At 56.5% G+C, this 23330-nt stretch carries 23 protein-coding genes; 10 read left to right on the forward strand and 13 right to left on the reverse strand.

Annotated elements, in window-relative coordinates:
• The first annotated feature begins 3 nt into the window (after positions 1 to 3).
• Complete coding sequence (locus FIV46_RS07310) at positions 4 to 408, forward strand: M67 family metallopeptidase (RefSeq protein WP_139939929.1); 405 nt, start codon at positions 4 to 6, stop codon at positions 406 to 408.
• On the opposite strand, the gene FIV46_RS07315 is transcribed toward FIV46_RS07310, so the two are convergent.
• The gene (locus FIV46_RS07315; protein WP_139939931.1) at positions 397 to 720 is read right to left on the reverse strand and encodes a DUF3253 domain-containing protein; all 324 of its coding nucleotides are present in this window, start codon (positions 718 to 720) and stop codon (positions 397 to 399) included. The two genes, FIV46_RS07310 and FIV46_RS07315, sit on opposite strands and share 12 nt — an antisense overlap.
• 149 nt (positions 721 to 869) lie before the next feature.
• Between FIV46_RS07315 and FIV46_RS07320 the strand changes: the two genes are divergently transcribed.
• A complete protein-coding gene (locus FIV46_RS07320; RefSeq protein WP_139939934.1) occupies positions 870 to 1496 on the forward strand; it encodes a LysE family translocator in 627 nt (208 codons plus the stop codon).
• Here the strand turns inward: FIV46_RS07320 and cysQ are convergent.
• Positions 1491 to 2288, reverse strand: a complete 798-nt coding sequence (gene cysQ / locus FIV46_RS07325) for a 3'(2'),5'-bisphosphate nucleotidase CysQ (protein ID WP_139939936.1) — start codon at positions 2286 to 2288, stop codon at positions 1491 to 1493. The genes FIV46_RS07320 and cysQ overlap by 6 nt on opposite strands.
• A gap of 106 nt (positions 2289 to 2394) precedes the next feature.
• On the opposite strand from cysQ, the gene FIV46_RS07330 reads away from it, so the two are divergent.
• From FIV46_RS07330 to FIV46_RS07355, 6 genes are all read left to right on the forward strand, one after another.
• Positions 2395 to 3033, forward strand: coding sequence for a histidine phosphotransferase family protein (locus tag FIV46_RS07330; protein ID WP_139939938.1), 639 nt, complete (start codon positions 2395 to 2397; stop codon positions 3031 to 3033).
• 151 nt (positions 3034 to 3184) lie between these two features.
• The gene (locus tag FIV46_RS07335; protein ID WP_139939940.1) at positions 3185 to 5896 is read left to right on the forward strand and encodes a hybrid sensor histidine kinase/response regulator; all 2712 of its coding nucleotides are present in this window, start codon (positions 3185 to 3187) and stop codon (positions 5894 to 5896) included.
• Positions 5897 to 5907: 11 nt separating this feature from the next.
• Positions 5908 to 6366 carry a chemotaxis protein CheW gene (locus tag FIV46_RS07340; RefSeq protein ID WP_139939942.1) on the forward strand — a complete coding sequence of 153 codons (459 nt, stop codon included), beginning with the start codon at positions 5908 to 5910 and terminating at the stop codon, positions 6364 to 6366.
• A 44-nt stretch (positions 6367 to 6410) separates the two neighbouring features.
• On the forward strand, positions 6411 to 6776 hold the full coding sequence (locus FIV46_RS07345) for a response regulator (RefSeq protein WP_139939944.1): 366 nt from the start codon (positions 6411 to 6413) through the stop codon (positions 6774 to 6776).
• An 84-nt stretch (positions 6777 to 6860) separates the two neighbouring features.
• Positions 6861 to 7949, forward strand: coding sequence for a protein-glutamate methylesterase/protein-glutamine glutaminase (locus tag FIV46_RS07350; RefSeq protein WP_139939946.1), 1089 nt, complete (start codon positions 6861 to 6863; stop codon positions 7947 to 7949).
• Positions 7946 to 8782, forward strand: a complete 837-nt coding sequence (locus FIV46_RS07355) for a CheR family methyltransferase (protein WP_139939948.1) — start codon at positions 7946 to 7948, stop codon at positions 8780 to 8782. Before FIV46_RS07350 ends, FIV46_RS07355 begins: the two co-directional genes overlap by 4 nt.
• A gap of 117 nt (positions 8783 to 8899) precedes the next feature.
• Here the strand turns inward: FIV46_RS07355 and ctrA are convergent, their stop codons facing one another.
• Entirely contained in the window at positions 8900 to 9604 is a 705-nt protein-coding gene (gene ctrA / locus FIV46_RS07360; protein ID WP_139939950.1) for a response regulator transcription factor CtrA, read from the reverse strand.
• A 340-nt stretch (positions 9605 to 9944) separates the two neighbouring features.
• Between ctrA and fliI the strand changes: the two genes are divergently transcribed.
• Together fliI and FIV46_RS07370 are read left to right on the forward strand one after the other, a co-directional pair.
• Positions 9945 to 11297, forward strand: coding sequence for a flagellar protein export ATPase FliI (fliI, locus tag FIV46_RS07365; RefSeq protein ID WP_139939952.1), 1353 nt, complete (start codon positions 9945 to 9947; stop codon positions 11295 to 11297).
• A 303-nt stretch (positions 11298 to 11600) separates the two neighbouring features.
• Positions 11601 to 12029: a flagellar FliJ family protein gene (locus FIV46_RS07370; protein ID WP_139939954.1), complete on the forward strand. Its 429-nt coding sequence runs from the start codon at positions 11601 to 11603 to the stop codon at positions 12027 to 12029.
• 32 nt (positions 12030 to 12061) lie between these two features.
• Here FIV46_RS07370 and FIV46_RS07375 read toward each other — a convergent pair whose 3' ends face one another.
• The 10 genes from FIV46_RS07375 to fliG all read right to left on the reverse strand — a co-directional run bounded on the left by FIV46_RS07375 (position 12062) and on the right by fliG (position 23316).
• A complete protein-coding gene (locus FIV46_RS07375; protein WP_139939956.1) occupies positions 12062 to 12427 on the reverse strand; it encodes a hypothetical protein in 366 nt (121 codons plus the stop codon).
• Positions 12428 to 12465: 38 nt separating this feature from the next.
• Positions 12466 to 14838 (reverse strand): hypothetical protein, encoded by a 2373-nt coding sequence (locus FIV46_RS07380; RefSeq protein WP_139939958.1) that lies wholly within the window; start codon positions 14836 to 14838, stop codon positions 12466 to 12468.
• Between the two features lie 78 nt (positions 14839 to 14916).
• Complete coding sequence (locus tag FIV46_RS07385; RefSeq protein WP_139939960.1) at positions 14917 to 15684, reverse strand: MinD/ParA family protein; 768 nt, start codon at positions 15682 to 15684, stop codon at positions 14917 to 14919.
• Positions 15681 to 16802 (reverse strand): flagellar biosynthesis protein FlhF, encoded by a 1122-nt coding sequence (locus FIV46_RS07390; RefSeq protein WP_139939962.1) that lies wholly within the window; start codon positions 16800 to 16802, stop codon positions 15681 to 15683. Before FIV46_RS07390 ends, FIV46_RS07385 begins: the two co-directional genes overlap by 4 nt.
• Positions 16803 to 16880: 78 nt before the next feature.
• Positions 16881 to 18980, reverse strand: a complete 2100-nt coding sequence (gene flhA, locus FIV46_RS07395; RefSeq protein WP_139939964.1) for a flagellar biosynthesis protein FlhA — start codon at positions 18978 to 18980, stop codon at positions 16881 to 16883.
• Positions 18981 to 19006: 26 nt separating this feature from the next.
• The gene (gene flbD / locus FIV46_RS07400; protein ID WP_139939966.1) at positions 19007 to 20383 is read right to left on the reverse strand and encodes a sigma-54-dependent transcriptional regulator FlbD; all 1377 of its coding nucleotides are present in this window, start codon (positions 20381 to 20383) and stop codon (positions 19007 to 19009) included.
• 22 nt (positions 20384 to 20405) lie between these two features.
• Positions 20406 to 21167 carry a motility protein A gene (locus FIV46_RS07405; protein WP_219845962.1) on the reverse strand — a complete coding sequence of 254 codons (762 nt, stop codon included), beginning with the start codon at positions 21165 to 21167 and terminating at the stop codon, positions 20406 to 20408.
• Positions 21168 to 21190: 23 nt separating this feature from the next.
• A complete protein-coding gene (gene fliN / locus FIV46_RS07410) occupies positions 21191 to 21526 on the reverse strand; it encodes a flagellar motor switch protein FliN (protein WP_139939968.1) in 336 nt (111 codons plus the stop codon).
• Positions 21527 to 21610: 84 nt separating this feature from the next.
• Entirely contained in the window at positions 21611 to 22270 is a 660-nt protein-coding gene (locus FIV46_RS07415) for a FliH/SctL family protein (protein ID WP_139939970.1), read from the reverse strand.
• A 32-nt stretch (positions 22271 to 22302) separates the two neighbouring features.
• Positions 22303 to 23316, reverse strand: coding sequence for a flagellar motor switch protein FliG (gene fliG / locus FIV46_RS07420; RefSeq protein ID WP_139939972.1), 1014 nt, complete (start codon positions 23314 to 23316; stop codon positions 22303 to 22305).
• Positions 23317 to 23330: the final 14 nt, after the last annotated feature.

Raw genomic sequence — 23330 nt, forward strand, 5'->3', positions numbered from 1 at the left:
ACCATGACCCTGCGCGTTCCCCGAAGCTGTCTCGATCAGATCAGGGCCGCGGGGCAGGATGCCTATCCCCTGGAAGCCTGCGGCCTGCTGATCGGCCGGGACGGGGAGGTTATGCAGGTGGTGCCCGCAGACAATATCTCCGCCACCCCGGACAAGGCCTTCGAGGTCGATCCGCAAACTCTCATTCACTGGCAAAAGAAACTGCGCGGCACCGGCCGCTGCATCCTTGGTTCCTATCACAGCCATCCCGACCATCCGGCCGCCCCGTCAGGGCGGGACCGGGTCCGCATCACGGAAGACGGTCAGCTCTGGGTAATCCTGTCGGTGACACCGGACGGGGCGGGGGAGATCAATTTTTTTCAGGCACAGGAGGGCGATTTCGCCCCCCTGAAGGTTTCAGTCTTCTGACTTTTCCCGTTTGGGGAAACTGACGCCTTCAACCGGCGCGGAGAATTTCACCAGACCCTTCATTTTTTCCGGATCGATCGGTTCGCCGCGGCGCAGGATGCTGATCCGGCCCTGCCTCGCCAGATGCTTGGCCTGCTGCTTGACCGCCAGCATATATTTGCGCCAGTAATCCTGCGGCGCGTCCTTGGGGGCGCGGTCGTTGGCGATCATGATGGCGATATCCCGGGGCGCGGCGGTCTTGCCGTCCTCGATCGCCTCCATGATATAGCTGATCACATAGTCTTCGGTTTTTTCGTCCTGCTCGTCGGTCATTCTCGTGTCCTTTGCTTTCCGCGCTCTAGCATGAAATTTTGCTGACCGCCATATTTCTTTTCTGTGAAATCGCCGAAAAATGCCGCTTTGGGGTTTTCCGGACCGAATCTTTGGCTATATATAGGCAAAATCATAATACGGACCACACTATGTCGCCAGTATACCTGTTATGGGGAGTCCTGATCGGGATCATCGTCGCCGCGCCCATGGGGCCGGTCAATATCCTCTGTATCCGCCGCACCCTGACCCACGGGCCCATGAACGGCTTTGTCATCGGCATGGGCGCGGCCTGCGCCGATACCATCTTTGGCGCCATTGCCGCTTTCGGCCTGGCCGGCGTGACCCACCTGCTGAACGACTACAGCCTGTGGGTGGAACTGGTCGGCGGCGTGATCCTGCTGGCGGTGGGGCTCAGGATCTGGAACAGCCATCCGCACCTGACCGACGCCAGGGATGACGCCAGCGACCGCATCAAGGCCTCCATCGGTGCCTTCCTGCTGACCATCACCAATCCCATGACCATCCTCGGCTTTGTCGCCATCTTTGCCGGGCTCGGCCTGGGCAATATGGCCAAGACCCCCTTAAACGGCATCCTGCTGGTGGCCGGGGTGCTGCTGGGTTCGGCGCTGTGGTGGTTTGTCCTTACCGAGGGCGTCGGCCATATGAAAAAGAAGCTGACCGACGATCACCTGCTGTGGATCAACCGCGGCTGCAGCGTCGTGGTGATCGGTTTCGGAGTGTGGGCGCTCGGCAAGAATGTGCCCCTGATGTTATAGAGCCACCTTGCCGTTGGCGATGAACGGGCCGTTGCGGAAATCATTCTTGCCGTACAGGAACGGCGAGCCGTCCGGATTGACCACCTCTCCGCCGGCGGCGCGCAGCACCGCATGGCCGGCCCCGGTGTCCCATTCCATGGTCGGGCCGAACCGGGGATAGATGTCGGCTTCGGCGCTGGCCACCAGGCAGAACTTCAGGGAACTGCCGATGGATTTGGTGTCGCTGATGCCGTATCGGTCGAGGAATTCGTTGGTGGCCTCGTCCCGGTGGGACTTGCTGGCAACCCCGACAATGCCGCTTGCCGGCACGTCGCGCACGGTGATCGGGGTGGCATTTGACGGCACGCCGTCACTATCCACATCCATGATCAGAGCCTCGTCGGCGGACTTGGCCAGATAGAGCTTTCCAAGCGCCGGGGCATAGACAATGCCGAACACCGGCAGGCGATCTTCCACCAGCGCGATGTTGACGGTAAAATCGGAGCCTTTCTTGATAAACTCCTTGGTGCCGTCCAGCGGATCGACCAGCCAGAAGCGGTTGTCCACATCGGGGATATGACCGGCGGCAGCACTCTCTTCCGCCACCACCGGGATTTCCGGGGTTAATGGCTCCAGGTCGGCAAGGATGATTTTTTCCGCCGCTTCATCGGCCACGGTTACCGGCGAGGTATCGTCTTTATACACCACCTCAAAGTCCTGGGCGTATATCTCCATGATTTTGCGGCCTGCCGCAATAGCGGTGGGGACAAGCACGTCTGCAAGTTTCTGAAAATCAACGGGCTGCTCGGTCATAAATTAAAACTTTCTTCTTTACTGCCTATGGTTAATGTCGTTAATTTATGACCCATTATATGGCCGTAAATCCGGCTGTCACCTATCTTGAGAGAAAACCGTACAGATGAAAGATATCGAATTCGCCGCCCTCCTGTGTTCACGCCTGTGCCATGACCTGATCAGCCCGGTGGGCGCCATCGCCAACGGCATTGAAATCCTGGCGGACGAAGACGATGAGATGATGCGCACAGAGGTTCTCAAGCTGCTCGATCAGAGCGCGTCGCAGACGTCGAACCGGCTGCAGTTTTTCCGGCTTGCCTTTGGCGCGGCCGGCGGTTTTGGCGAGGAGGTGCCGCTGGATGAGGCGGAGAAGGCCGCCCGGGCCCTGTTTGCCGCGTCCAAGGTGGATGTGGACTGGAAGCCGCAGGTCGGCATGATGAACAAGGACGCGATCAAGCTGCTGCTGAATTTGGTGCTTTTGGCCGGGGAAAGCCTGATCCGCGGTGGCGAAATGACCATTGAAGTAGAGGATCTCGGCGAAAATATCCTGATCAATGTAACCGTCACCGGCGACAAGGTGATTTTCCAGGACAAAATCAGTGAAGCCCTGTTGGGCAATGTTGATGAACAGGCCATCGAGCCGAAGACCGCCCCGGCGTTCCTGGCCAGGAATGTGGCCGAGAAGATCGGTGCCAGCATCAGTAAAACCGATCATAGCGAACAGAGTTTCACCCTGTCGGCTTCCTATCCTTCCGCGCAGTAGGCACGGCTGCCGACCTGCTGCTCAACCTTTATTCCAGTCAAAGATCAAATAGTTCCAGAAAAGCCGGAAGACTTTACAGCTTTTTAACCAATTTCTCTCATCTTAGTGAAAACTAAAAGTATCTTTATCCCCAAGGAAGAAGGTTGAGAGTATGGATGATCTGTTAAACGAGTTTCTGACGGAAACAGCTGAGAGCATTGATGTTGTTGACGTCGAACTGGTCACCCTCGAGCAGGACCCGAACAATAAATCCGTGCTGGATAATATTTTCCGGCTTGTACACACAATCAAAGGAACCTGCGGTTTTCTGGGCCTGCCACGGCTTGAATCTGTGGCCCACGCCGCTGAAAACGTTCTTGGTAAATTCCGCGACGGCGAAATTCAGGTAACGCCGGATGCGGTTACCCTGATTCTGGCCTCTCTCGACCGAATTAAGGAAATTCTGGCCGGACTGGAAGCCACCGAGGAAGAACCGGCCGGGGATGACAGCGAAATTATTTCTCAGCTGAACGCCATGGCCTCGGGCGAGGCAGCGCCGGCCGCTCCGGTAGCGGAAGTAGCCCCCGAGCCCGAGCCGGAACCCGAAATTGTCTCCTCCATCGGCAAAGTGCCGGGCGAGGTTTCCCTGGAAGAACTGGAAGCCGCTTTCCAGGCTGCCCCCGGTCCAGATGACCTGGATCCTGAGGAGGAAGTTGCCGAGGCGCCTGCGGAAGAACCCGCTCCGGTAGAAGAAACGGTTGCTGTCGAGGCTCCGGCCCAGGAAGCTGCTGCTGCCAAAGGCAAGGCTGGCAACGAACCGAGCGTGGCCACACAGAGCATCCGCGTGAATGTGCACCTGCTTGAAGACCTTATGAATATGGTCAGTGAGCTGGTTCTGACCAGGAACCAGCTGATGCAGATCCTGCGTCGTTCCGGGGATACTGAATTTTCCATCCCGCTGCAGCGTCTGAGCCAGTGCACCACCGAACTGCAGGAAGGGGTCATGAAAACCCGCATGCAGCCGATCGGCAATGCCTGGGCCAAACTGCCCCGCATCATCCGCGACCTGCAGGTGGAACTGGGTAAGAAAATCGACCTGCAGATGCTGGGCGCCGATACCGAGCTGGACCGTCAGGTACTTGAACTGATCAAGGATCCGCTGACCCATATGGTCCGCAACTCCGCCGACCACGGCATCGAAATGCCGGAAGCCCGTAAAGCCAGCGGCAAAAAAGAAACCGGTACTATCCGCCTCAATGCCTTCCATGAAGGTGGTCATATTATTATCGACATTACCGATGACGGTGCCGGTCTCGCGGTTGACAAACTGAAGGCCAAGGCGCTGAAAAACGAGCTGGCCACGGAGGCCGAACTGGCTGAAATGTCCGACCAGCAGATCCAGAAATTCATTTTCCACCCGGGTTTCTCCACAGCGGAGAAAGTCACCAGCGTCTCCGGGCGCGGCGTGGGTATGGATGTGGTCCGCAGCAATATTGAGAAAATCGGCGGTACCATTGACCTGAAATCCATTGAAGGCAAGGGAACCAGCTTCTCCATCAAGATTCCGCTGACCCTGGCCATCGTGTCCGCCCTGATCGTTAAATCTCGGGAAGAGCGTTTCGCCATTCCGCAGATCAGCGTTCTCGAACTGGTGCGGACTTCCGATGATTCAGAACACCGCATTGAATATATTAATGATACGCCGGTTCTGCGCCTGCGCGATCGTCTCCTGCCGCTTGTCTATCTGGAGAAAATCCTTGGCGTCAATGGCCAGGACGGCGAGGAAGATGCCGAGAGAAAAGAAGACTTTATCGTGATCACCCAGGTTGGCGCCTTTACCTTCGGTATTGTGGTCGACCAGGTCTTCGATACGGAAGAAATTGTGGTGAAACCGGTGGCGCCGATCCTGCGCGACCTGAATATCTACTCCGGGAATACCATTCTGGGTGACGGCAGCGTGATCATGATCCTGGATCCGAACGGTATTGCTTCCGAAACAGGCGACGCCCTGTCCGATCTGTCCGACAATGACACGGCCCAGGATGACAGTGTCTCCGTTGCCAATGTCTTCAACGAGAAAGAAGCCATCCTGCTGTTCCGCGCCGGCGATGACGTACAGCGGGCTGTGCCCCTGTCCCTGGTTGCCCGCCTTGAAGAGGTCGATGCAGAAAATATCGAATCCTCCGACGGCAAGCCGGTTGTCCAGTATCGCGGACAGCTGATGCCGCTGGTCAAGCCTTTCGACAATATGCAGATCAAGGAAAGTGGCCGTCAGGCGGTACTGGTCTTCTCTGACGGTGACCGGACCATGGGGCTGACCGTAGACGAGATCGTCGATATTCTGGAAGACCGTATTGATGTGGAACTGTCTTCCAAGATGCCGGGTCAGATCGGTACCGCGGTCATCAACGGCAAGGCCACAGAAGTTATTGATGTGGCGTTCTATATCGAGAAGGCCTTCGGCAAGGTCGGAGGCGCCGGTACAACGGAAAAAGCCAGGGATCGCCAGCACATCCTGCTGGTCGATGACAGTCCTTTCTTCCTGAATATGATCCGCCCGCTGCTGAGCGCCGCCGGATATCATATCACAGCGGTCAGCACGGCGTCAGAAGCCCTGACCCTGAGGGACAAGGGAATGAACTATGATGTGATTATCAGCGATATTGAAATGCCTGAAATCGACGGCTTCTCCTTTGCCGAACAGGTTCGCAAGGATGGGGCATGGCAGGATACCCCGCTGGTGGCCCTGTCCTCCCGCTCTACCCCGCAGGATTTCGAGCGTGGACGTGAAGTCGGTTTCAATGACTATGTAACAAAACTTGACCGTGAGATGCTGCTGGAAACCATTAACCAGCAGATCGGCAACAAAGTAACAGCAGCTTAGGAGTATCGGTTATGACAACAAGCGTAAATAACAATGATTTTGTAACCATACGTCTTGCCGGCCAACTGTGCGGCATCCCGGTTCTCACTGTGCATGATGTTCTGTCTTCACAGAAGATCACCAAGATCCCCCTGGCGCCCGGCTATGTCGCCGGTGTCCTGAACCTGAGGGGACGGATTGTGACGGCGATCAACCTGCGCAAGCGCCTTGGCCTTCCGGAAGCCGATAGCAGCGGCGAAAATATGAGTGTCGTTGTCGAGCACAATGGTGAACCCTATAGCCTGTTAATTGATGATATAGGGGACGTGCTCTCTCTGCCTGAGGAAGCATATGAGCGTAATCCGGTGACACTGGATGCCTGTTGGCAAGAGGTTTCCGGCGGCATTTACCGTCTGGAAAAAGAGCTTCTTGTTATCCTGGATGTTCAAAAATTACTAAATTACGGGGCAGATCAAGCTGCAGCAGCATAAGGCAGCAGATCAAATATTTAAAAAAGAGTCTGGAGAATAAAAAAATGAAATCCTGTCTTGTTGTGGATGACTCAAAAGTCATCAGGAAGGTAGCAAGGAGAATCCTGGAAGAGCTCAGCTTCGAAGTAGTCGAAGCCGTGGATGGACAGGATGCGCTTGACGCATGCAAAAGGGAAATGCCGGATGTTGTCCTGCTGGACTGGAATATGCCGGTAATGAACGGTCTCGACTATCTGAAGGCGCTCAGAAGCACCGAGGGTGGCGACGGACCGGTTGTGGTTTTCTGCACAACGGAAAACGACATGAGCCATATCAGCGCTGCAATTTCTGCCGGTGCCGACGAATATATTATGAAACCCTTTGACCGCGAAATTATTGAATCAAAATTTTCCCAGGTAGGTCTAATTTAATAGGAATTACATACAGTGAGTTCACCTGTCCTTAGTAAAGACGTTCAAAGGGGTAATGTAAGCAGAACCGGTCCTTACCGGGTGATGGTAGTCGATGATTCTGCAGTCGTCAGGGGACTTATTGCCAAGTGGCTGGGAGATGATCCCAGTGTCGAGGTTGTGGCGACAGCCAGCAACGGGGAAATGGCATTGAAAAACCTGGCTGGCGCCGACCCGGAAATTGTGGTCCTGGATATTGAAATGCCGGTCATGGATGGCCTGACGGCATTGCCTAAAATACTTGAACACAGCAACGAGATCCAGGTACTCATGGCCTCTACTCTTACCAAACGCAACGCGGAAATCAGTATGCGCGCCCTGTCCATGGGGGCCGCTGATTATGTTTCCAAACCGGAAACAACCCGTGAAGTGACCACATCGCTCAGCTTCCAGCAGGAGCTTGTCGGCAAGGTCGTTAATCTTGCCGCAGCACGGCGTCTGCAGAATGGCGGCAAAGTATACAGGGGCAAGGGTTCAAACAGCCTGAATGAAGATATTCTGCCCCAGGTCTCCAGCCGCGGCGTCGTCGCCAAGCGCAAGATGTCATCCTCACTGCCCAGGATTATTGGCGTGGGCAGCTCCACAGGCGGACCCCAGGCTCTTCTCAAGTTCCTGAATTCCATGAAGGACGAATTGCGTCTGCCGGTTCTGATCACGCAGCATATGCCGTCCGCTTTCACCAGTATACTGGCCGATCATCTCGCCAAGGCGACCGGTCTGCCCTGTAAACAGGCGGAAAATGGTGACATCATTCACACCGGCCATGTTTATGTTGCGCCGGGGGATTACCACATGATTGTGGTCAACGAAGGCGGCAAAAAAGTCATCCGGCTGAATCAGGACGAGCCGGAGAATTTCTGTCGCCCGGCTGTGGACCCGATGTTCAGAAGCCTGGCAAAACTATTCGGCCCTTCCGTTCTGGGGGTTATCCTGACAGGTATGGGCCATGACGGTCTGAAAGGCAGCCAGGAAATTGTCGATGCGGGAGGGACTGTGATCGCACAAGATGAGGCAAGCAGCATTGTCTGGGGAATGCCCGGGGCGGTAAGTCAGGCAGGACTGTGCAGCGCGGTGTTGCCGTTGGATGAAATTGGGGCGAAAGTAATTGATATAACCATGGGAGAAGCAGTATGAGGCCAGAAGACTTCCAGCTCATCAGCGGTATCCTTAAGGAACGATCTGGCCTGGTTCTCACTGAAGACAAGGTATATCTTCTGGAAAGCCGCCTGACACCGATCGCCCGTCAAAAAGGGATGGAATCCCTGGATGACCTGATTGGAGAAGTCAGGATCAACCGCCAGGAAGACCTGCTGAATGAAATTACGGAAGCAATGACCACCAACGAGTCATTCTTTTTCCGTGACAATACGCCCTTTGATCACCTTCGCGACAAGGTGCTGCCGGAGCTTATCCAAAAGCGTTCCGCCCAGCGCCGGATCAGGATTTGGTGTGCCGCGGCATCGACCGGCCAGGAACCCTATTCCATTGCTATGATCCTGAAGGAGATGGAAGCGAAACTCCAGGGCTGGAACGTGGAAATCGTTGGCACCGACCTGTCCAATCAGGTTCTGGAAAAAGCCAAGGCCGGTCTCTATTCCCAGTTCGAGGTGCAAAGAGGACTGCCCATTAAGCTGCTGATCAAATATTTCACCCAGGTCGGTGAAATGTGGCAGCTGAGTGATGAGCTGCGCCAGATGGTCAGCTATCGTCCGTTCAATTTGCTCGACAGTTTCTCCCTGTTGGGAAGCTTTGACATTATTTTCTGCCGCAACGTCTTGATCTACTTCGATCAGGACACCAAAACCAGGGTCCTGGACCGGATGCGCGGTCAGATTGCCGATGATGGTACGCTGTTCCTCGGGGCGGCCGAAACGGTGCTTGGTGTGACCGAGAAATTCAAACCGGTCGCCGGTCACCGCGGCATGTATGTCACCACCAATGGCGGGGCCATGCGGGCGGCCGGCTAGAGCGGTCAGTATCCTCGCCCCGTCAGGGTGCAAAATAAAGAAAGGGCCGGCTTCCTGGAAGCTGGCCCTTCAGTTTTGGTAAACGTGTTAAATTTACCGGAGATCTCTTCTGCTGTCTTAACTTGCCTCGGCGATATTCTGGTCGCTTTCGTTCGGGTCGCGCAGGACATAACCGCGGCCCCAGACAGTCTCGATGTAGTTTTCACCGCTGATGGCTGCCAGTTTCTTGCGCAGTTTACAGATGAAAACGTCGATGATTTTCAGTTCAGGCTCGTCCATACCGCCATACAGGTGGTTGAGGAACATTTCCTTGGTCAATGTGGTGCCTTTGCGCAGGGACAGCAGCTCGAGCATGGCGTATTCCTTGCCGGTCAGGTGAACGCGCTGGCCTTCCACTTCAACAGTTTTGGTATCCAGGTTAACCGCCAGCTTGCCGGTGCGGATAATGGATTCCGCATGGCCTTTGGAGCGGCGGATAATGGCCTGGATGCGGGCAACCAGTTCTTCCTTGTAGAAGGGCTTGGTCAGATAGTCGTCGGCGCCGAAACCGAGGCCTTTAACTTTATTTTCCAGTTCGGCCATGCCGGACAGGATCAGGATCGGGGTGTTGACCTTGGACAGGCGCAGTTTTTTCAGAACGTCATAGCCGTGCATGTCCGGGAGGTTAAGGTCAAGCAGAATGATGTCGTAATCATACAGCTTGCCAAGATCAATACCTTCCTCGCCGAGGTCAGTGCTGTAAATGTTAAAGCCTTCTGCTGACAGCATCAGTTCGATGCTTTTGGATGTTGATGGATCATCTTCTATGAGTAGCACCCGCATTTTTCAAACCCTTTTTCGTTTCCAGTTACGGTTAACCATTAATTTTTATACTGCTAACCTCTTGACATTAACTATTCTTAACAGAATTGGTTAACAAATCGTAACTAAAACAATTTTTTATGGCTCAATTGTAAGGAGATATTAATCAAGATTAATGAAATGGCGAAAAATAACCTTATTAACTTATTGAAAAATAAGCAATATTATGCTACTTGTATATAATAATATCACCTTAATGATTTTATGTTAATTTTTCTCTTTCATTAAGAATGTTCTGGGTTTCGCCTGATATTTTGCTTATGATCTGGTGAATCCCCCCTCAGGAAGGCATCTATAGAACGTGTATACATTAACGACTGAAATCGATCGTATTCAACCCTGGAACTTTTACGGCCGGGTGGTTGGAATACAGGGGCTTTTGGTTGAAGTCGCCGGTGCCCAGCGGTCTCTCAGCATCGGTTCCCGCGTCAATATCCTGTCCCGTCAGAACAAGGTTATTCCCAGCGAAGTGGTCGGCTTCCGTTCCGACCGGGCATTGCTGATGCCCTACCAGATGCTGGAAGGCGTCGGGGTGGGGTGCCAGGCCTTTGTCGAAGGGGAGGTTGCTGTTGTTCATCCCAGCGAAGCCTGGCTGGGCCGGGTGGTCAATGCCATGGGGGAGCCCATTGACGGCAAGGGGCCGCTGCAGGCAGGTGGAGAATCCTATCCGCTCAGGGCGCAGCCGCTGGCCGCGCACATGCGCAAGCGGGTCGGTGACAAGATTGATCTTGGTGTCCGCTCGCTGAATACGTTCGTCACCTGTTGCAAGGGGCAGAGGATGGGGATCTTCGCCGGTTCCGGTGTGGGTAAATCGGTGCTGTTGTCCATGTTCGCCCGCTATGCGGCGTCCAATGTCTCGGTCATCGGCCTGATTGGCGAGAGGGGGCGCGAGGTACAGGAGTTTCTCGAGGATGATCTGGGGGAAGAGGGGCTGAAACGCAGCGTTGTGGTGGTGGCCACCTCCGATGAGACCGCCCTGATGCGGCGCCAGGCCGCTTACCTGACCATGACCATCAGCGAATATTTCCGGGACCGCGGCCAGGATGTGTTGACCCTGATGGACAGTGTGACCCGTTTTGCCATGGCCCAGCGCGAAATCGGCCTCGCCGGCGGGGAGCCGCCGGCCAGCAAAGGCTATACGCCGACGGTTTTCGCCGAACTGCCGCGGCTGCTGGAGCGGGCCGGTCCGGGCGAAGAAGGAAAAGGCGGCAGTATTACCGGCCTGTTTACGGTTCTGGTGGAAGGGGACGACCATAACGAGCCGGTGTCTGATGCGGTGCGCGGCATTCTCGACGGCCACATCGTGCTTGATCGCTCCATCGCCGAACGGGGCCGGTTCCCGGCTGTCAATGTTCTGCGGTCCGTGTCCCGTACCCTGCCGGGTTGCAACAACGAGGAAGAAAACGAACTTCTGAAAAAGGCGCGGAAATATCTGGCCGATTATAATGATATGGAAGAAATGATCCGCCTGGGCGCCTACCGTCCCGGGGCCAATGCGGAAGTTGATGAAGCCATTTTCTATCACCCGGCGCTGGAGGAGTTCCTGGCCCAGGGCAAGGAGGAGCATAGTAGCCTGCAGGAAGGATATGCCCGGCTGGCAGAAATCCTCAGCATGCATCCTTCAGTGGGCGGCAGCCGGGAGCAGCAAGCGTAATAGTCTGCTTTTATTGATTTTTTTGCAAAAAAATCCGGAATACCCCCGACTCTATTCTTTTGGTTACGGTCCGTAAATATTTGCAGGCTATACTGATTCACATAACTGATTCAGTAAAAGCACACCGGGTTTTCAACCGGGATGAATCAAAAATATAAGTGGTACGGGAAGAAGTCCTGTTGCATAATCGGATGACCGGCAAATTCATCGTTTGCCAGGTTCAGGGCATAAACCTCCGGAGTCAGAAAGACCGGTCCTGAAAAGAAAGAATATCAGGTTTGTGATCCGTTTATTGAGGTGGATATGACTAAGGGAATTGACGGCATGATCAGGTTGCACAAGTGGCAGCTTGATGAAAAAAGAAGGCAACTGACCGAACTGGAAACCATGCGGGATGATCTTCTGGCGAAGAAAGATCAACTTGCCGCGCAGCTGGTTTCGGAACAGGAAAAGGTGGCCAGTTCTCAGGTGGTCGATATTTCCTACGCAAATTTCGCTGCCGCCATCACCCAGCGTCAGGAAAAGCTTGATGAAAGCCTGGTCGAAATCGAAGCCTCCATCGAAGAGATGAAGGACCAGGTCGCCGAATCCTTCAAGGAACTGAAAAAATATGAAGTTGTCGAGCAGCGTGAGCGCGAACGGCAACGGGCCAAGGAAAACCGCCGCCAGCAGGCGGAACTGGACGAACTGGCGATCCAGATGCATCGTCGCAACAACATGCGGGCCGGCTGATCAAGCCGGTCTTTTTCTTTCTCTAAAACCAATCAGTAGCTGCGGGAAACCAAGGCGTCGTCATTCCAGTTGGGTTGCCGGTCCTCGATATAGATATTCGCCTGCAGACCGCTGTCTTCGTCCATGCAGAAAATCTGCACCCTGATCCATTTGGGCACCAGGATATCCATACAGTCTTCCAGGATATTGGAGGCAAGCCCCTCCGGTGTGTTCCATTCCTGCACCTGGCACTGGTCCAGGTAATCGTCGAAACTGCTGTGCGCCAGGATCAGCTTGTCGGCGACATATTTCAGGGTGATGCCAAAGGATTCACTTTCGAAATCCAGGGTTTTGTGCAACTCGATCACATATTCCCGTTGTTTGTCGGGGTTTGGGGTTGCTTTCAGTATTTCCTTCACGGAAAAATCCTTCTCTTACTGGTCGTCCCGGTGCCTGGTCAGGCCTCTTGTGAGGCGCTGCCCGAAAAATGGAGTTTGGTTTCCATCAGCTTTCTTACCGAAAATTCCGGTTTTCTGCCATCCTGAAAAACAAGCTCTCCTTCAAAGCCGCTGTGTTGCACTGAATTGCCGAACATTTTTACCAGCTGTTCCTTGAGCGGAGCGGCGAGGGTCTTTTCCGTTTTCAGGATGATATCCAGGCGTTTTTTCTGCAGCATGCCGTCCAGGACCGTGTTGCCGGTGCCTTTCAGGTCCAGTTCGAGGATAAACCGTGTCGCTTTTTCCTTGTCCTCCGGCGTGCCTTGCTCTCCATCCCGGGCCGCCTGCTTCCCGCCTTCATCGCCGATGTGCCGGACCAGCATGGGGATGGCGGTGATGTCGGGGCCTGTCTGCAACGGCAGCAGGACAGGACGCCAGTCGCCTGCCGGCCCCTCGGTGCGCAAGGCGGATATCCGCCGCATGTCCGTATCCATTTGCTGGATCAGTCGTTCCTGGCCGGCCCGCTGCAGGTGCTGCACCACTTCCTGGCCGAGCCAGGCCTGGGCCGGGTTGGGCGATCCCAGCGCTGCCATGAAAAACAGGATGCCGGCGGTCATCTGCTGCGGCGCCTGCAGGTTTGGCATGCGCTGGGTCATGGCAGCGGCCGCAGCTCCCTGCTGGGCGGCCAGGGTTGAAATCGCAAGACTGAGGCTTTCCCAGTTGTCCAGCATCTCCAGAAGGGGTTGCGGCGGTGCCTCCGCGGCGGCGGGTGCCGCTTCCGGGGCCGGTGCGGGCGGTGTGGACGGCGCGGGGGCTTCCGTTGCAGGCGCCGGTGAGGTGGGGGTTGCCGATGCCGGTGCCGCCTCGGGACGCGGGCCCGCTTGTGCGGACTTTGCCGGTTCCTGCGGGCCTTGGGGCGCGGTTATATTTTCCGCGCCCGGTGATGGGGTTACTGAAAAGGTGACAATGGTTCCCGGCGGCAAGTCAGCGCTGCTTTCAAATTTAACCACTGAAACCGGTGTGGCCAGATAGTGGGTTTTCAGGCCCGCCGGCGACTGGGATTGCTGGCCGTAAGGGACCGCCTTCGGCAGGGGAGGCTGTGTTTCCGGTGCGATGTCCTCCCGTGACGGGCTGATCCTGGACGCGTTCTTCGGGTCGACAATAATAGCCGAAATGGTTTGCGGCGGCGGGGTTTGTCCCGGCAGGGCAGTGTCCGTCGGGGTGGCAGATACTGTCTGGGGGGCCGGGGGCGCCGCCAGGGGAGAGCCCGGGGGGATGGCGGCCGCCGGCGGTGGCGTTTTTCCCGCTTCAGCCGCAGGGATTTCCGCCCCGCTGACAGGAGTCGACCCGGGGGCAGAGGGCAGAACGGGCTGGATTGTCGCCTCCTCGCCTTCATTGGGAATGGCGATCGACTGGACTGACAAATTGAAGCCCTTTCCCTTCGGTATGTCGTCGAGGGGAGAATCCAGCGCGATTTCCTTTTGTACAAAGGCCGGCAGGGGGGTGTCCGGCTTGGGATAGGTTTTGATGACCGTAGCGAACACCGGTTTCTGCAGAAGTTGTTCGAGACCGGTTTGCTGAACCCTGTTTGGCGGTGAAGCCGGGGCCGGGGCAGAGGCTTCCTGGGCGATGATCGGAGCGCCGATGACAGAGCTGGACAATCCGCCGCCTGTACTTGATGCAGTGTTGGACTGGCCGGGCTCCTGACCTCCTGCGTGTCCGGCTCTTCCGGAATCAAAAAAAGTGTAACTTCGGGTTACCGTCGGCAGCGGGATCTGTTCAATGGCGCCGGAAAGATTTTTCGCAATTTGTTCGGCCTTGTAGAGATTGCTGGCCTGGTAATGAAAGCCCGGCTCCGTTGCAGAGGCGGATGGCGGCTGACCGGTGTCGGGCAGGACAGCGGAATTTACATTAACAAGTGTCAGGGTGACCTCGGTGGGGCGAAAGATCTGCTCTTCCAGACCAATATGTTTTTCCGTGCGCACCGGGGTGATTGTGGCGTTGATCTCCTTGTCCACCGAGGTGATCTGGACGGCCGCCTTGGTGTCGGGCGGCAGTTTCGCCAGGGCTTGCTCCAGTTCCGGCTGGGCCTGGACCACATAGGTGCCCTTGTCGGTCGCAATAACCGGCCGGCTTTCCCCGTCACGGCCCTCGACCCGCGCGATAAAACTGCTGCCTGCCTGTAAATGGACCAGCGAGGCAGACAGGGTCACGGCAGGATCGTGATGATGCACCTGCTTGCTGCTCTCGGCGGTTTTCTCTCCGCGGCGGGCCTGTTCGTTCGGCGTCTGCTGGTGTGCGCCCTGATCGGAAGTGGTCGAAGTCGGCGTAACCCTGCTCGGGCTTTCCTGCTGGTTGAATTCCGGTTTCTGTGTGCTGCCTATTTCACTCATTCATGCTTTCCACTGACATGAACGGAAAGGGCGTCCCGTTCATGAACCGGGACAATTTTACACTTTTTCGGCTGCAAACTATAGTTTTTTGACAATTTCCGTAACATCGTCGCCCGCCGGGCATTCCGGATGCCGGGACAGAAGCGGTTGTTGGTGGCGGATGGCGGAGACCACATGGTCGTCCTGCCTGACGGCACCAAGATAGTCCGGGGTGAATTTGAGGAAGTTTTCACAGGCCTTTTTCAGGGCTTCATAGACCCTTTTGCCGGCGTGCCGGTCCTTGACCATATTGACGACGATGGAAATCCGGCTGTCCGGGTTGCGCATGCGGGTGATCTTGATAAAGGCATAGGCATCGGTCAGCGAGGTCGGATCGCCGGTGACCACCACCACAATATGGCCGGAGATGGAGGAAAAGGCTGTCACAGAGGTCTCCACGCCGGCACCCAGATCCAGCAGGGTATAGTCATAGGACTGTTTGAGTTTCAGGATTTCCTGACCGAGGGTTTGCAAAGCTTCCTGCTTGATTGACGCCAGGGCGCCGGAGCCGGACTGCCCCGAGATGACGTCAAAGGTGACTTTGCTGTTGCTGGGATCGGCGTAGCTGGTGACGGCCTGGTCAAGCGTGATGCGTCCTGAAAAAACCATGGACAGATCCTTGTCAGGCGTCAGGCCAAGCTGGATATCGATATTGGCCAAGCCCAGGTCGCCGTCAAACAGCAGGACATGCTTGCCTTTGCGCGCCAGGGTGTGAGCGATGGTGGATGACAGCCAGGTTTTGCCGACACCGCCCTTGCCGGACGCGATCGTAATCAGTTTATGGGTGTCAGAGGCGTTGGTGGTCATTTCTGAACGCTTTCTTCGGGGTTTTCTGGGTTGTCTTCTTCAGTCGGTTCCGACAGCGGTTTCAGCAGTTCTTCGATATCGGAATGCTGTTCTTCTTCCGTCGGGGCCTGTTTCAAATGGTCGAGTTCCTGCCGTTTCGGGATTTTGGTCAGCAGCCGGGCCAGGTGCAGGGCGTCAAGCGGCTGGATACCGTCGGCCAGATAGGGCGTGATGCCGACGCCGGCGAAGGTCAGTCCGCCGCTGTCGGCGGTGACCATCAGGCTGGCATAGCGACGCGACACATCCAGCCGGGTGGCAATGAAGCGACGCACGCCCAAGGCGGCATAGGTTTCGGCAATTTCCCGGGCTTCCACCGGATCGGCCCCGGCTGAAATCACCAGCACCGGCTCGACATCGCCGGCGGTTATATACTGGTGCAGCTGGTCCAGCTCCTCGGCCGAGAAGGGATTGAAGCCGCCGGTATCGATCAGGATAAGCTCTTTCTCATCGGTCAGCGGCTTGAGCGCCGTCGCCAACTGGTCGGGTGAGGATACTTCCGTCACCGGGATATGGAGCCGGTCGGCATAGCCTTCCAGCTGCGCGAGGCCGCCCATCCTCAGGGTGTCGGTACTGACCAGCCTGACAGGTATCCGGTTGAGCAGGGCCTGGCTCGCCAGTTTGGCGGCGGTCACGGTCTTGCCCACGCCGGGCGGGCCGACCAGCAGGATCGGCTTTTCCTGGGGACCGGTCAGCGGTTCAAACTTGAACTGGCTGTCGAGTGCGCTGGCCAGCGACAACAGCTTGCTTTCGCGCTCCATGGCGTTGGCCAGGTCAAGCAGCCTGAGTTTCAGGCTGTCCGGCAGGCCATGGTGGCTGAGGAAGAATTCAAGATCCTGTTCCTCGATTTTTTGCTCGTCATCCAGTTCCCGGAGCGATTTTTTGACCGGGGAGGGCGCCGGGGCCGGCGGGGCTGTTTTCCTCGGATTGACCCGGGCGGCCGGTGCTTCAACGGCGGCCGTGATCTTGACCAGGCCGTCTTCTTCTTCAGTATCCAGAATAACCGCATTGTCCCCCAGTTTCTCCCGGATCTGGGACAGGGCTTCCTGCATTGTCTTGGCGCTGAATATTTTTAGTCGCATGTTTTCCGGTCAGAATAGTGAAGTCGGTTGGGGCAGATGATAATTCACCTTTGCGGGATGGTTAATCTATATTTATCGCTATATTTGTCCAAGGGTTCTTATTTTTACCTTCGGGTGCACTTCATTTTGCGACATCACCACCGTTGCCGGACGGAACCGCTCGATAATGGATCGCACATAGGGCCGGGTCATGGGGCTGGTCAGGAGAACCGGAAGTTCGCCCGCATGGGCCTGGTCTTCAAATGTCATCCGCACCAGTCCGATAAATTCCTGAAGCTGGCTCGGCGCCATGGCCAGCTGTTTTTCCTCGCCGCCGCCGATCAGGGCATCCATAAAGGCCTGTTCCCACTGCGGGGACAGGTTGATCAGGGGAATCACATTGTCCGCATCCGCATTGTCATGGCTGATCTGGCGGGCGAGGCGGGTCCGCACATGCTCGGTAATCATAACCACATTCTGGGTATAGCCGCAGGCTTCGGCAATGCCCTCAAGGATAGTGGGCAGGTCGCGAATGCTGATCCGTTCGTTGAGCAGGTTCTGCAGGATGCGTTGCACGCCACTCTGGGTAATCAGGTTCGGGATCAGGTCGGCCACCAGTTTCTGGTGCTCCTTGGGCAGGTCATCCATCAGTTTCTGAACTTCCGCATAGGACAGCAGCTCGGACATATTGTCTTTGATCACTTCCGTAATATGGGTGGTAATCACGGTGGCGGCATCAACGACCGTATAACCGCGGAAGGAGGCTTCCTCTTTCATGCTTTTCTCGACCCAGACCGCCGGCAGGCCGAAGGCCGGTTCGCGGGTTTCCTCGCCGGGCAGGGCAACCTGCTCACCCCGCGGATCCATGACCATCAGCATGTTGGGGCGGATATCGCCGCGGCCGACTTCCGACTCCTTCAGGCGCAGGACGTAGGTATTGGCCGGCAACTGCATGTTGTCGAGGATTCGCACGGACGGCATGACAAAGCCCATCTCGGAAGCCAGCTGGCGCCGCAGCGCCTTGATCTGGTCGGTGAGGCGGATGCCGCTGTCGTCATTGATCAGGGGCAGCAGGCCGTATCCCAGTTCCAGGCGGACCGGATCGATGGCGAGCGCGGTAGTGATCGGTTCTTCCACCGGCTGGGCTTTTTCCGCCTCTTTCTGTTCCGCGATCATCAGTTGTTCTTCTTCCGCCCGTTCTTCCTGCAGCCGGGTCAGGGACCAGGAGGTCAGGCCGAGGATGCCGGAGACGACAGCAAACGGCAGGAACGGAATGCCCGGCAGCAGGGACAGCAGGAACAGCAGGAAGGAGGTTACGCCTATGGCGCGCGGGTACGTACTGAACTGGCTGAACAGCGCCTTGTCGGTCTTGCCGGTGACGCCGGATTTTGTCACCAGCAGACCGGCAGCGGTAGACACAATCAGGGCCGGGATCTGGCTGACCAGGCCGTCGCCGACGGTCAGCAGGGTATAGGTATTGGCGGCATCGCCAAAGCCCATGCCTTTCTGGGCCACGCCGATGATCATGCCGGCGATAATGTTGATGAAGGTGATCAGCAGGCCGGCAATGGCGTCACCGCGCACATATTTGGCGGCACCGTCCATGGAGCCGAAGAAGGTGCTTTCGTCTTCCAGCTCCTTACGGCGGGCCCGGGCCTGGTCTTCGTTGATCAGGCCGGAGGAGAGGTCTGCATCAATGGCCATCTGTTTACCGGGCATGGCGTCCAGGCTGAACCGGGCGGCCACTTCGGCGATCCTGCCGGAACCCTTGGTAATCACCATGAAGTTCACAATCAGAAGGACGGTAAAGACGATGATCCCGATCACGAAATTGCCGCCCATGACGAAAGAGCCGAAGGCTTCGATCACATGTCCCGCGGCCGAGGGGCCGGTATGTCCTTCGCTCAGGATCAGGCGGGTGGACGCCACATTGAGCGCCAGGCGCAGCATGGTGGCGATCAGCAGCACTGTCGGGAAACTGTTGAAATCCAGCGGCCGCTCGATAAACAACGCGGTCATCAGGATCATCACGGAAAAAGTAATGGACAGGGTGAGGCTCATGTCCAGCAACCACGGTGGCATGGGCAGGAACAGCACCACAAGAATAGCCACGACCACCAGCGCCATCAGGATGTCGCTGCGTTGTGACAACTGGCTTAGAAAGCCTGTCTGTGTCGTGTCCGTGGAGGTTTCACTCATAATTTCTTTTCCGGGGCCTCACGGGATCAGGTGACATGTTGTCCGGGTTCACCCGGACTGGGAACGTTACGCCCCTCGGCCATATACTGATTGAGCTTGTTGCGCAGGGTCCGAATGGAAATGCCCAGCACATTTGCGGCATGGGTCCTGTTGCCGAGGCAATGTTTCAGGGTATCAATGATCAGGTCCCGTTCCACATCGGCAACTGTGCGGCCGATCTGGGAACCGGTGGCGAAGGGCGCATCGTCTTCATCCGCATCTGCCGTGGCCGTGCCGCCGCGGCTGTGAATGGCCACGTGGGGTTTGCCGTCGGGCAGGACAATGTCCTGCTTGGCGATCCGGTCGCCGCCGGCCAGCAGCACTGCCCGGTGCATGGTGTTTTCCAGTTCGCGGACGTTGCCCGGCCAGTCGTGGTTGATCAGGACCTCCATGGCTTCCGCCGAAATCGGTTTCGGCTCCAGGGCGTTGAACTCCGCATATTTCTGGGCGAAATGCTTGCACAGGGCCCGGGTGTCTTCCGGCCGTTCCCGAAGCGGCGGGATGTGCAGATTGACCACATTGAGCCGGAACAGAAGGTCTTCGCGGAAGGTGCCTTTCTTGACTTCTTCCTGCAGGTCCCGGTTGGAGGTGGCGATGATGCGGATGTCCACCTTGACTGGCCCACCACTGCCGCCGACGCGGTCGATTTCCCGTTCCTGGATGGCGCGCAGCAGCTTGGACTGCAGACGGATGTCCATCTCGGTAATCTCGTCCAGCAGCAGGGTGCCGCCATTGGCTTCCTCGAATTTACCGACCCTGCGGGCAACGGCGCCGGTGAAGGCGCCTTTTTCATGGCCGAACAGTTCGGATTCCAGAAGGTTTTCCGGGATTGCGGCGCAGTTGACGCTCACATAGGGCTTGTTGGCGCGGCGGCTTTTGCTGTGTACATAGCGGGCCATGACCTCTTTACCGGTGCCGGATTCCCCTGTGATCATGATGCTGGCTTCGCTTTTGGCAACCTGGTCGGCAAGCGAGACCACCTGCATCATGGTCCGGTCGCGATAGATGAAATCATGTTCATCGTCGGCGACGGCGGTCAGAACCGCGGCAATCAGGTCAGGGTCCGGCGGCAGGGGAATATATTCCTTGGCCCCGGCCTTGATGGCCCGTACCGCAGCTTCGGAATCATTGCCGATGCCGCAGGCGACGGCCGGGGTCGAAATGCGCTCGGATTTCAGTTGCTCCAACAGCCCCTTGATGTCCAGCTTGACATCGACCATCAGCAGGTCGGCGCCTTTGGAGCGCACAAGGTTCAATGCGGCATTTTCATCGTCAACATGCAGGACCTGTGCTCCCTGTTTTATGGCAATCTGGGAGGCCGCACTTAACTGTCCCTGTAGTGTACCAACAATGATAAGACGCATTTTCTTTCAGAACTCCGGGTGTCTATTCAAAATAATTGATGCGGTGTGACTGGGGCAGCATTGAGTTGAGCTGCATTTCCAGACGCCGCGGGTTTTCTTCCCGGCCGATGGACAAAGCCCCGGCCAGGTAGAGGGAATTGAGGATGGACTCATTATGGGAATTGCGCTCGGCCTTGGTGGCCAGAGGCATCAGCACCATATGGGCCAGGATGGCGCCGTAGAAAGTGGTCAGCAAGGCCACGGACATGGCGGGACCGATGGTGCTGGGATCGCTCAGGTTGCCCAGCATCTGCACCAGGCCGACCAGGGTGCCGATCAGGCCCATGGCCGGGGCCACTTCCGCCGCCCGGCGCAACAGGTCGACGCTTTTTGACTGGATATTGGCCGTATAATGGATTTCCTTTTGCAGCATCTGCTCGATCTCATGGCTTTCCGCCCCGTCAATGGTCAGGTTCAGCGCCTTCTGCAGGAACGGTTCGTCATTCAGGGTCGGGGTGACCTTTTCCAGCGAGATCAGGCCGTTTTTGCGGGCCCGTTCGGAAATCTGGATCATGGTAATGCCCACATCCCGCGGATCATGGGGGGTGTAGGCCATCAGCCGCCACAAAGCGCCGGGGATCTGTCCCAGGTCCTTGAGGGAAAAGCTGACAATGGTGATGGCGACGGTGCCCCCGAGTACGATCAATATTGACGGCAGGTCAAGAAAGGCCGTAGGTGAGCCACCGATGACCATGGCAGAGATGATCAGGGCGAAGCCGATAACTATTCCGATAAGCGTAATCACTGTTTAACCTCCAGGATCAACTTTTATTCTTCGCCTTTGATGATTTCCGTCATGGTGATACCGAGTTTATCGTCAACCAGAACGACTTCTCCGCGGGCGACAAGGCGGTTATTTACATAAATGTCGATGGCTTCCCCGACTTTCCGGTCCAGCTCCACCACCGCGCCCGGACCGAGCCGCAGCAGTTTGCTGACCGCAATGTTGGTTTTGCCGAGAACCGCAGAAACTTTGACCGGAACGTCAAATACAGCTTCCAGGTCGCCGGTGCTGACATTCTCAGTATCAACTTCCGCGCCGGTGTCGGCTGCATCGGGGTTCCCTTCAAGTTCCTCCCAGTCCATATTTTCCGTATCAGACATTACCTTATCGTCCTTAATAATTTCTTTTCAAACGGTGCTTTATCGCACCAATCCCCGCAATAAGCGGTTGTAATTCCATCAGCTTTACTGGTCCGGTGCAAATTGCCCGCTATCAGCACTCACTTCAACCGACATGTCATCGCCTGACAGGTGTCCCGGGGTTGGTGCTTCGATGAACAGCTGTACCGTCCGGTCAATGGTCGCCTTGAGGGCGTCAAAATCCCGTTCTGCGCCGCCGTCAGCCCACTCCACCTTGCAGTCGCTGATATGCCGCATGGGCTCAGCCAGCAGCACGATCTGGCCCGCATAGCCGGTACTTTCTTTCAGCCGGGTGATTTCTCTCTCCAGATGCGGCAAAATCCGGTCATCGACCCGGATCACGATCCTCGGTTCGAGCGGACTGTTTTTCAGGCATTGCACCACCAAGGCTTCGATTTCCTGAAGCGGCGTATTGGCAACCAGGGCCGGGGCCAGCTTGCCGATGATGCTGTGGGCCAGGATGGCGGCTTCCTTATGCATCATGGAAAGCTGTTCCTCATGTCTCGTCGTCAGGGTTTGCATGGCAGCCACCAGGTTCTGCAGCAGGAACTGGACCTGTTGTTCAATTCCGTTCAGGATCTCTTCCCGCCCTTCGGCAAGTCCTCGCTGATAGGCGGCATTTTCCAGCTCCTCGATCTTGGCCTTGGAGCGTGGGCCGTATTCATCCTCGAAGTTATTGTCAAAGGTGTATTTGACTGCAGTCATTTATTTGCCCTGTCTAACAGTATTTTCAAATTCTAGTAAACCAGTTCGTCTTCGCCTTTGCTGTCGGCCAGGACGATTTCACCCGCATCGGCGAGGTCTTTGGCCACATTGACGATTTCCATCTGGGCTTCATCCACATCCTTGAGCCGCACCGGACCCATGGCTTCCATATCCTCCTTGAGGATCTTGGCGGCGCGTTCGGACATATTGCTGAAGAACATATCCCGGATTTTGTCGGACGAGCCCTTGAGCGCCAGCCCCAGACGATCCTTGTCGATGCCGCGCAGCAGGGTCTGCACGCCGGTAGCATCCAGTTTCTGCAGGTCCTCGAAGGTAAACATCAGGGCCCGGATACGTTCCGCACTTTCGCGGTTGCGGTCTTCCAGGGTGGTCAGGAAGCGGGTTTCGGAACTCCGGTCCAGATAGTTGAAGATTTCGGCGATGGTTTCATGGCTGTCCTTGCGGCTGGTCCGGGCAAGGTTGTTCATGAACTCGATCCGCAGGGTCTGTTCCACCCGGTCGAGAATTTCCTTCTGTACCGGTTCCATACGCAGCATGCGCATCACAACTTCCATGGCGAAATCGTCAGGCAGCACACTGAGCACAGAGGCTGCGTGTTCCGGCTTGATCTTGGACATCACGACGGCCACGGTTTGCGGATATTCATTCTTCAGATAAGTGGCGAGGACTACCTCGTTCACATTGCCCAGTTTATCCCACATGGTCCGGCCGGCCGGACCGCGGATTTCCTCCATGATCTGGGCAACGCGATCGCCGGGCAGCATTTTCTGCAGCAGCCGTTCGGTATTGTCAAAGTTACCGGTCATGGAGCCGACGGAACTTACCCCGTTGGCAAATTCGAGGAACAGTTCCTCGATGACCTCTGATGAGACTGTACCCAGCGAGGACATGGCCAGGGATAATTCCTTCACCTCCTCGTCATCCAGCAGATTCCAGATCAGGCGGCCGTAATCCTCGCCCAATGCCATCATCAGGGCGGCTGCCTTGTCACTTGCACTTAAATCACTTAAACGGGCCAATGCCATTGGTATTCACCTGT

The organism is Emcibacter nanhaiensis (genome assembly GCF_006385175.1).
GTDB lineage: Bacteria > Pseudomonadota > Alphaproteobacteria > Sphingomonadales > Emcibacteraceae > Emcibacter > Emcibacter nanhaiensis.

Excerpts from the sequence above, each read along its gene's own strand:
- FIV46_RS07380 (WP_139939958.1), bottom strand. The coding sequence starts at position 14,838 with ATGAGTGAAATAGGCAGCACACAGAAACCGGAATTCAACCAGCAGGAA.
- FIV46_RS07310 (WP_139939929.1), top strand. The coding sequence starts at position 4 with ATGACCCTGCGCGTTCCCCGAAGCTGTCTCGATCAGATCAGGGCCGCG.
- cysQ (WP_139939936.1), bottom strand. The coding sequence starts at position 2,288 with ATGACCGAGCAGCCCGTTGATTTTCAGAAACTTGCAGACGTGCTTGTC.
- FIV46_RS07335 (WP_139939940.1), top strand. The coding sequence starts at position 3,185 with ATGGATGATCTGTTAAACGAGTTTCTGACGGAAACAGCTGAGAGCATT.
- FIV46_RS07320 (WP_139939934.1), top strand. The coding sequence starts at position 870 with ATGTCGCCAGTATACCTGTTATGGGGAGTCCTGATCGGGATCATCGTC.
- flhA (WP_139939964.1), bottom strand. The coding sequence starts at position 18,980 with ATGAGTGAAACCTCCACGGACACGACACAGACAGGCTTTCTAAGCCAG.
- FIV46_RS07350 (WP_139939946.1), top strand. The coding sequence starts at position 6,861 with ATGGTAGTCGATGATTCTGCAGTCGTCAGGGGACTTATTGCCAAGTGG.
- FIV46_RS07385 (WP_139939960.1), bottom strand. The coding sequence starts at position 15,684 with ATGACCACCAACGCCTCTGACACCCATAAACTGATTACGATCGCGTCC.
- FIV46_RS07355 (WP_139939948.1), top strand. The coding sequence starts at position 7,946 with ATGAGGCCAGAAGACTTCCAGCTCATCAGCGGTATCCTTAAGGAACGA.
- FIV46_RS07330 (WP_139939938.1), top strand. The coding sequence starts at position 2,395 with ATGAAAGATATCGAATTCGCCGCCCTCCTGTGTTCACGCCTGTGCCAT.
- flbD (WP_139939966.1), bottom strand. The coding sequence starts at position 20,383 with ATGCGTCTTATCATTGTTGGTACACTACAGGGACAGTTAAGTGCGGCC.
- ctrA (WP_139939950.1), bottom strand. The coding sequence starts at position 9,604 with ATGCGGGTGCTACTCATAGAAGATGATCCATCAACATCCAAAAGCATC.
- fliN (WP_139939968.1), bottom strand. The coding sequence starts at position 21,526 with ATGTCTGATACGGAAAATATGGACTGGGAGGAACTTGAAGGGAACCCC.
- FIV46_RS07370 (WP_139939954.1), top strand. The coding sequence starts at position 11,601 with ATGACTAAGGGAATTGACGGCATGATCAGGTTGCACAAGTGGCAGCTT.
- FIV46_RS07390 (WP_139939962.1), bottom strand. The coding sequence starts at position 16,802 with ATGCGACTAAAAATATTCAGCGCCAAGACAATGCAGGAAGCCCTGTCC.
- FIV46_RS07345 (WP_139939944.1), top strand. The coding sequence starts at position 6,411 with ATGAAATCCTGTCTTGTTGTGGATGACTCAAAAGTCATCAGGAAGGTA.
- FIV46_RS07340 (WP_139939942.1), top strand. The coding sequence starts at position 5,908 with ATGACAACAAGCGTAAATAACAATGATTTTGTAACCATACGTCTTGCC.
- FIV46_RS07415 (WP_139939970.1), bottom strand. The coding sequence starts at position 22,270 with ATGACTGCAGTCAAATACACCTTTGACAATAACTTCGAGGATGAATAC.
- fliG (WP_139939972.1), bottom strand. The coding sequence starts at position 23,316 with ATGGCATTGGCCCGTTTAAGTGATTTAAGTGCAAGTGACAAGGCAGCC.
- FIV46_RS07315 (WP_139939931.1), bottom strand. The coding sequence starts at position 720 with ATGACCGACGAGCAGGACGAAAAAACCGAAGACTATGTGATCAGCTAT.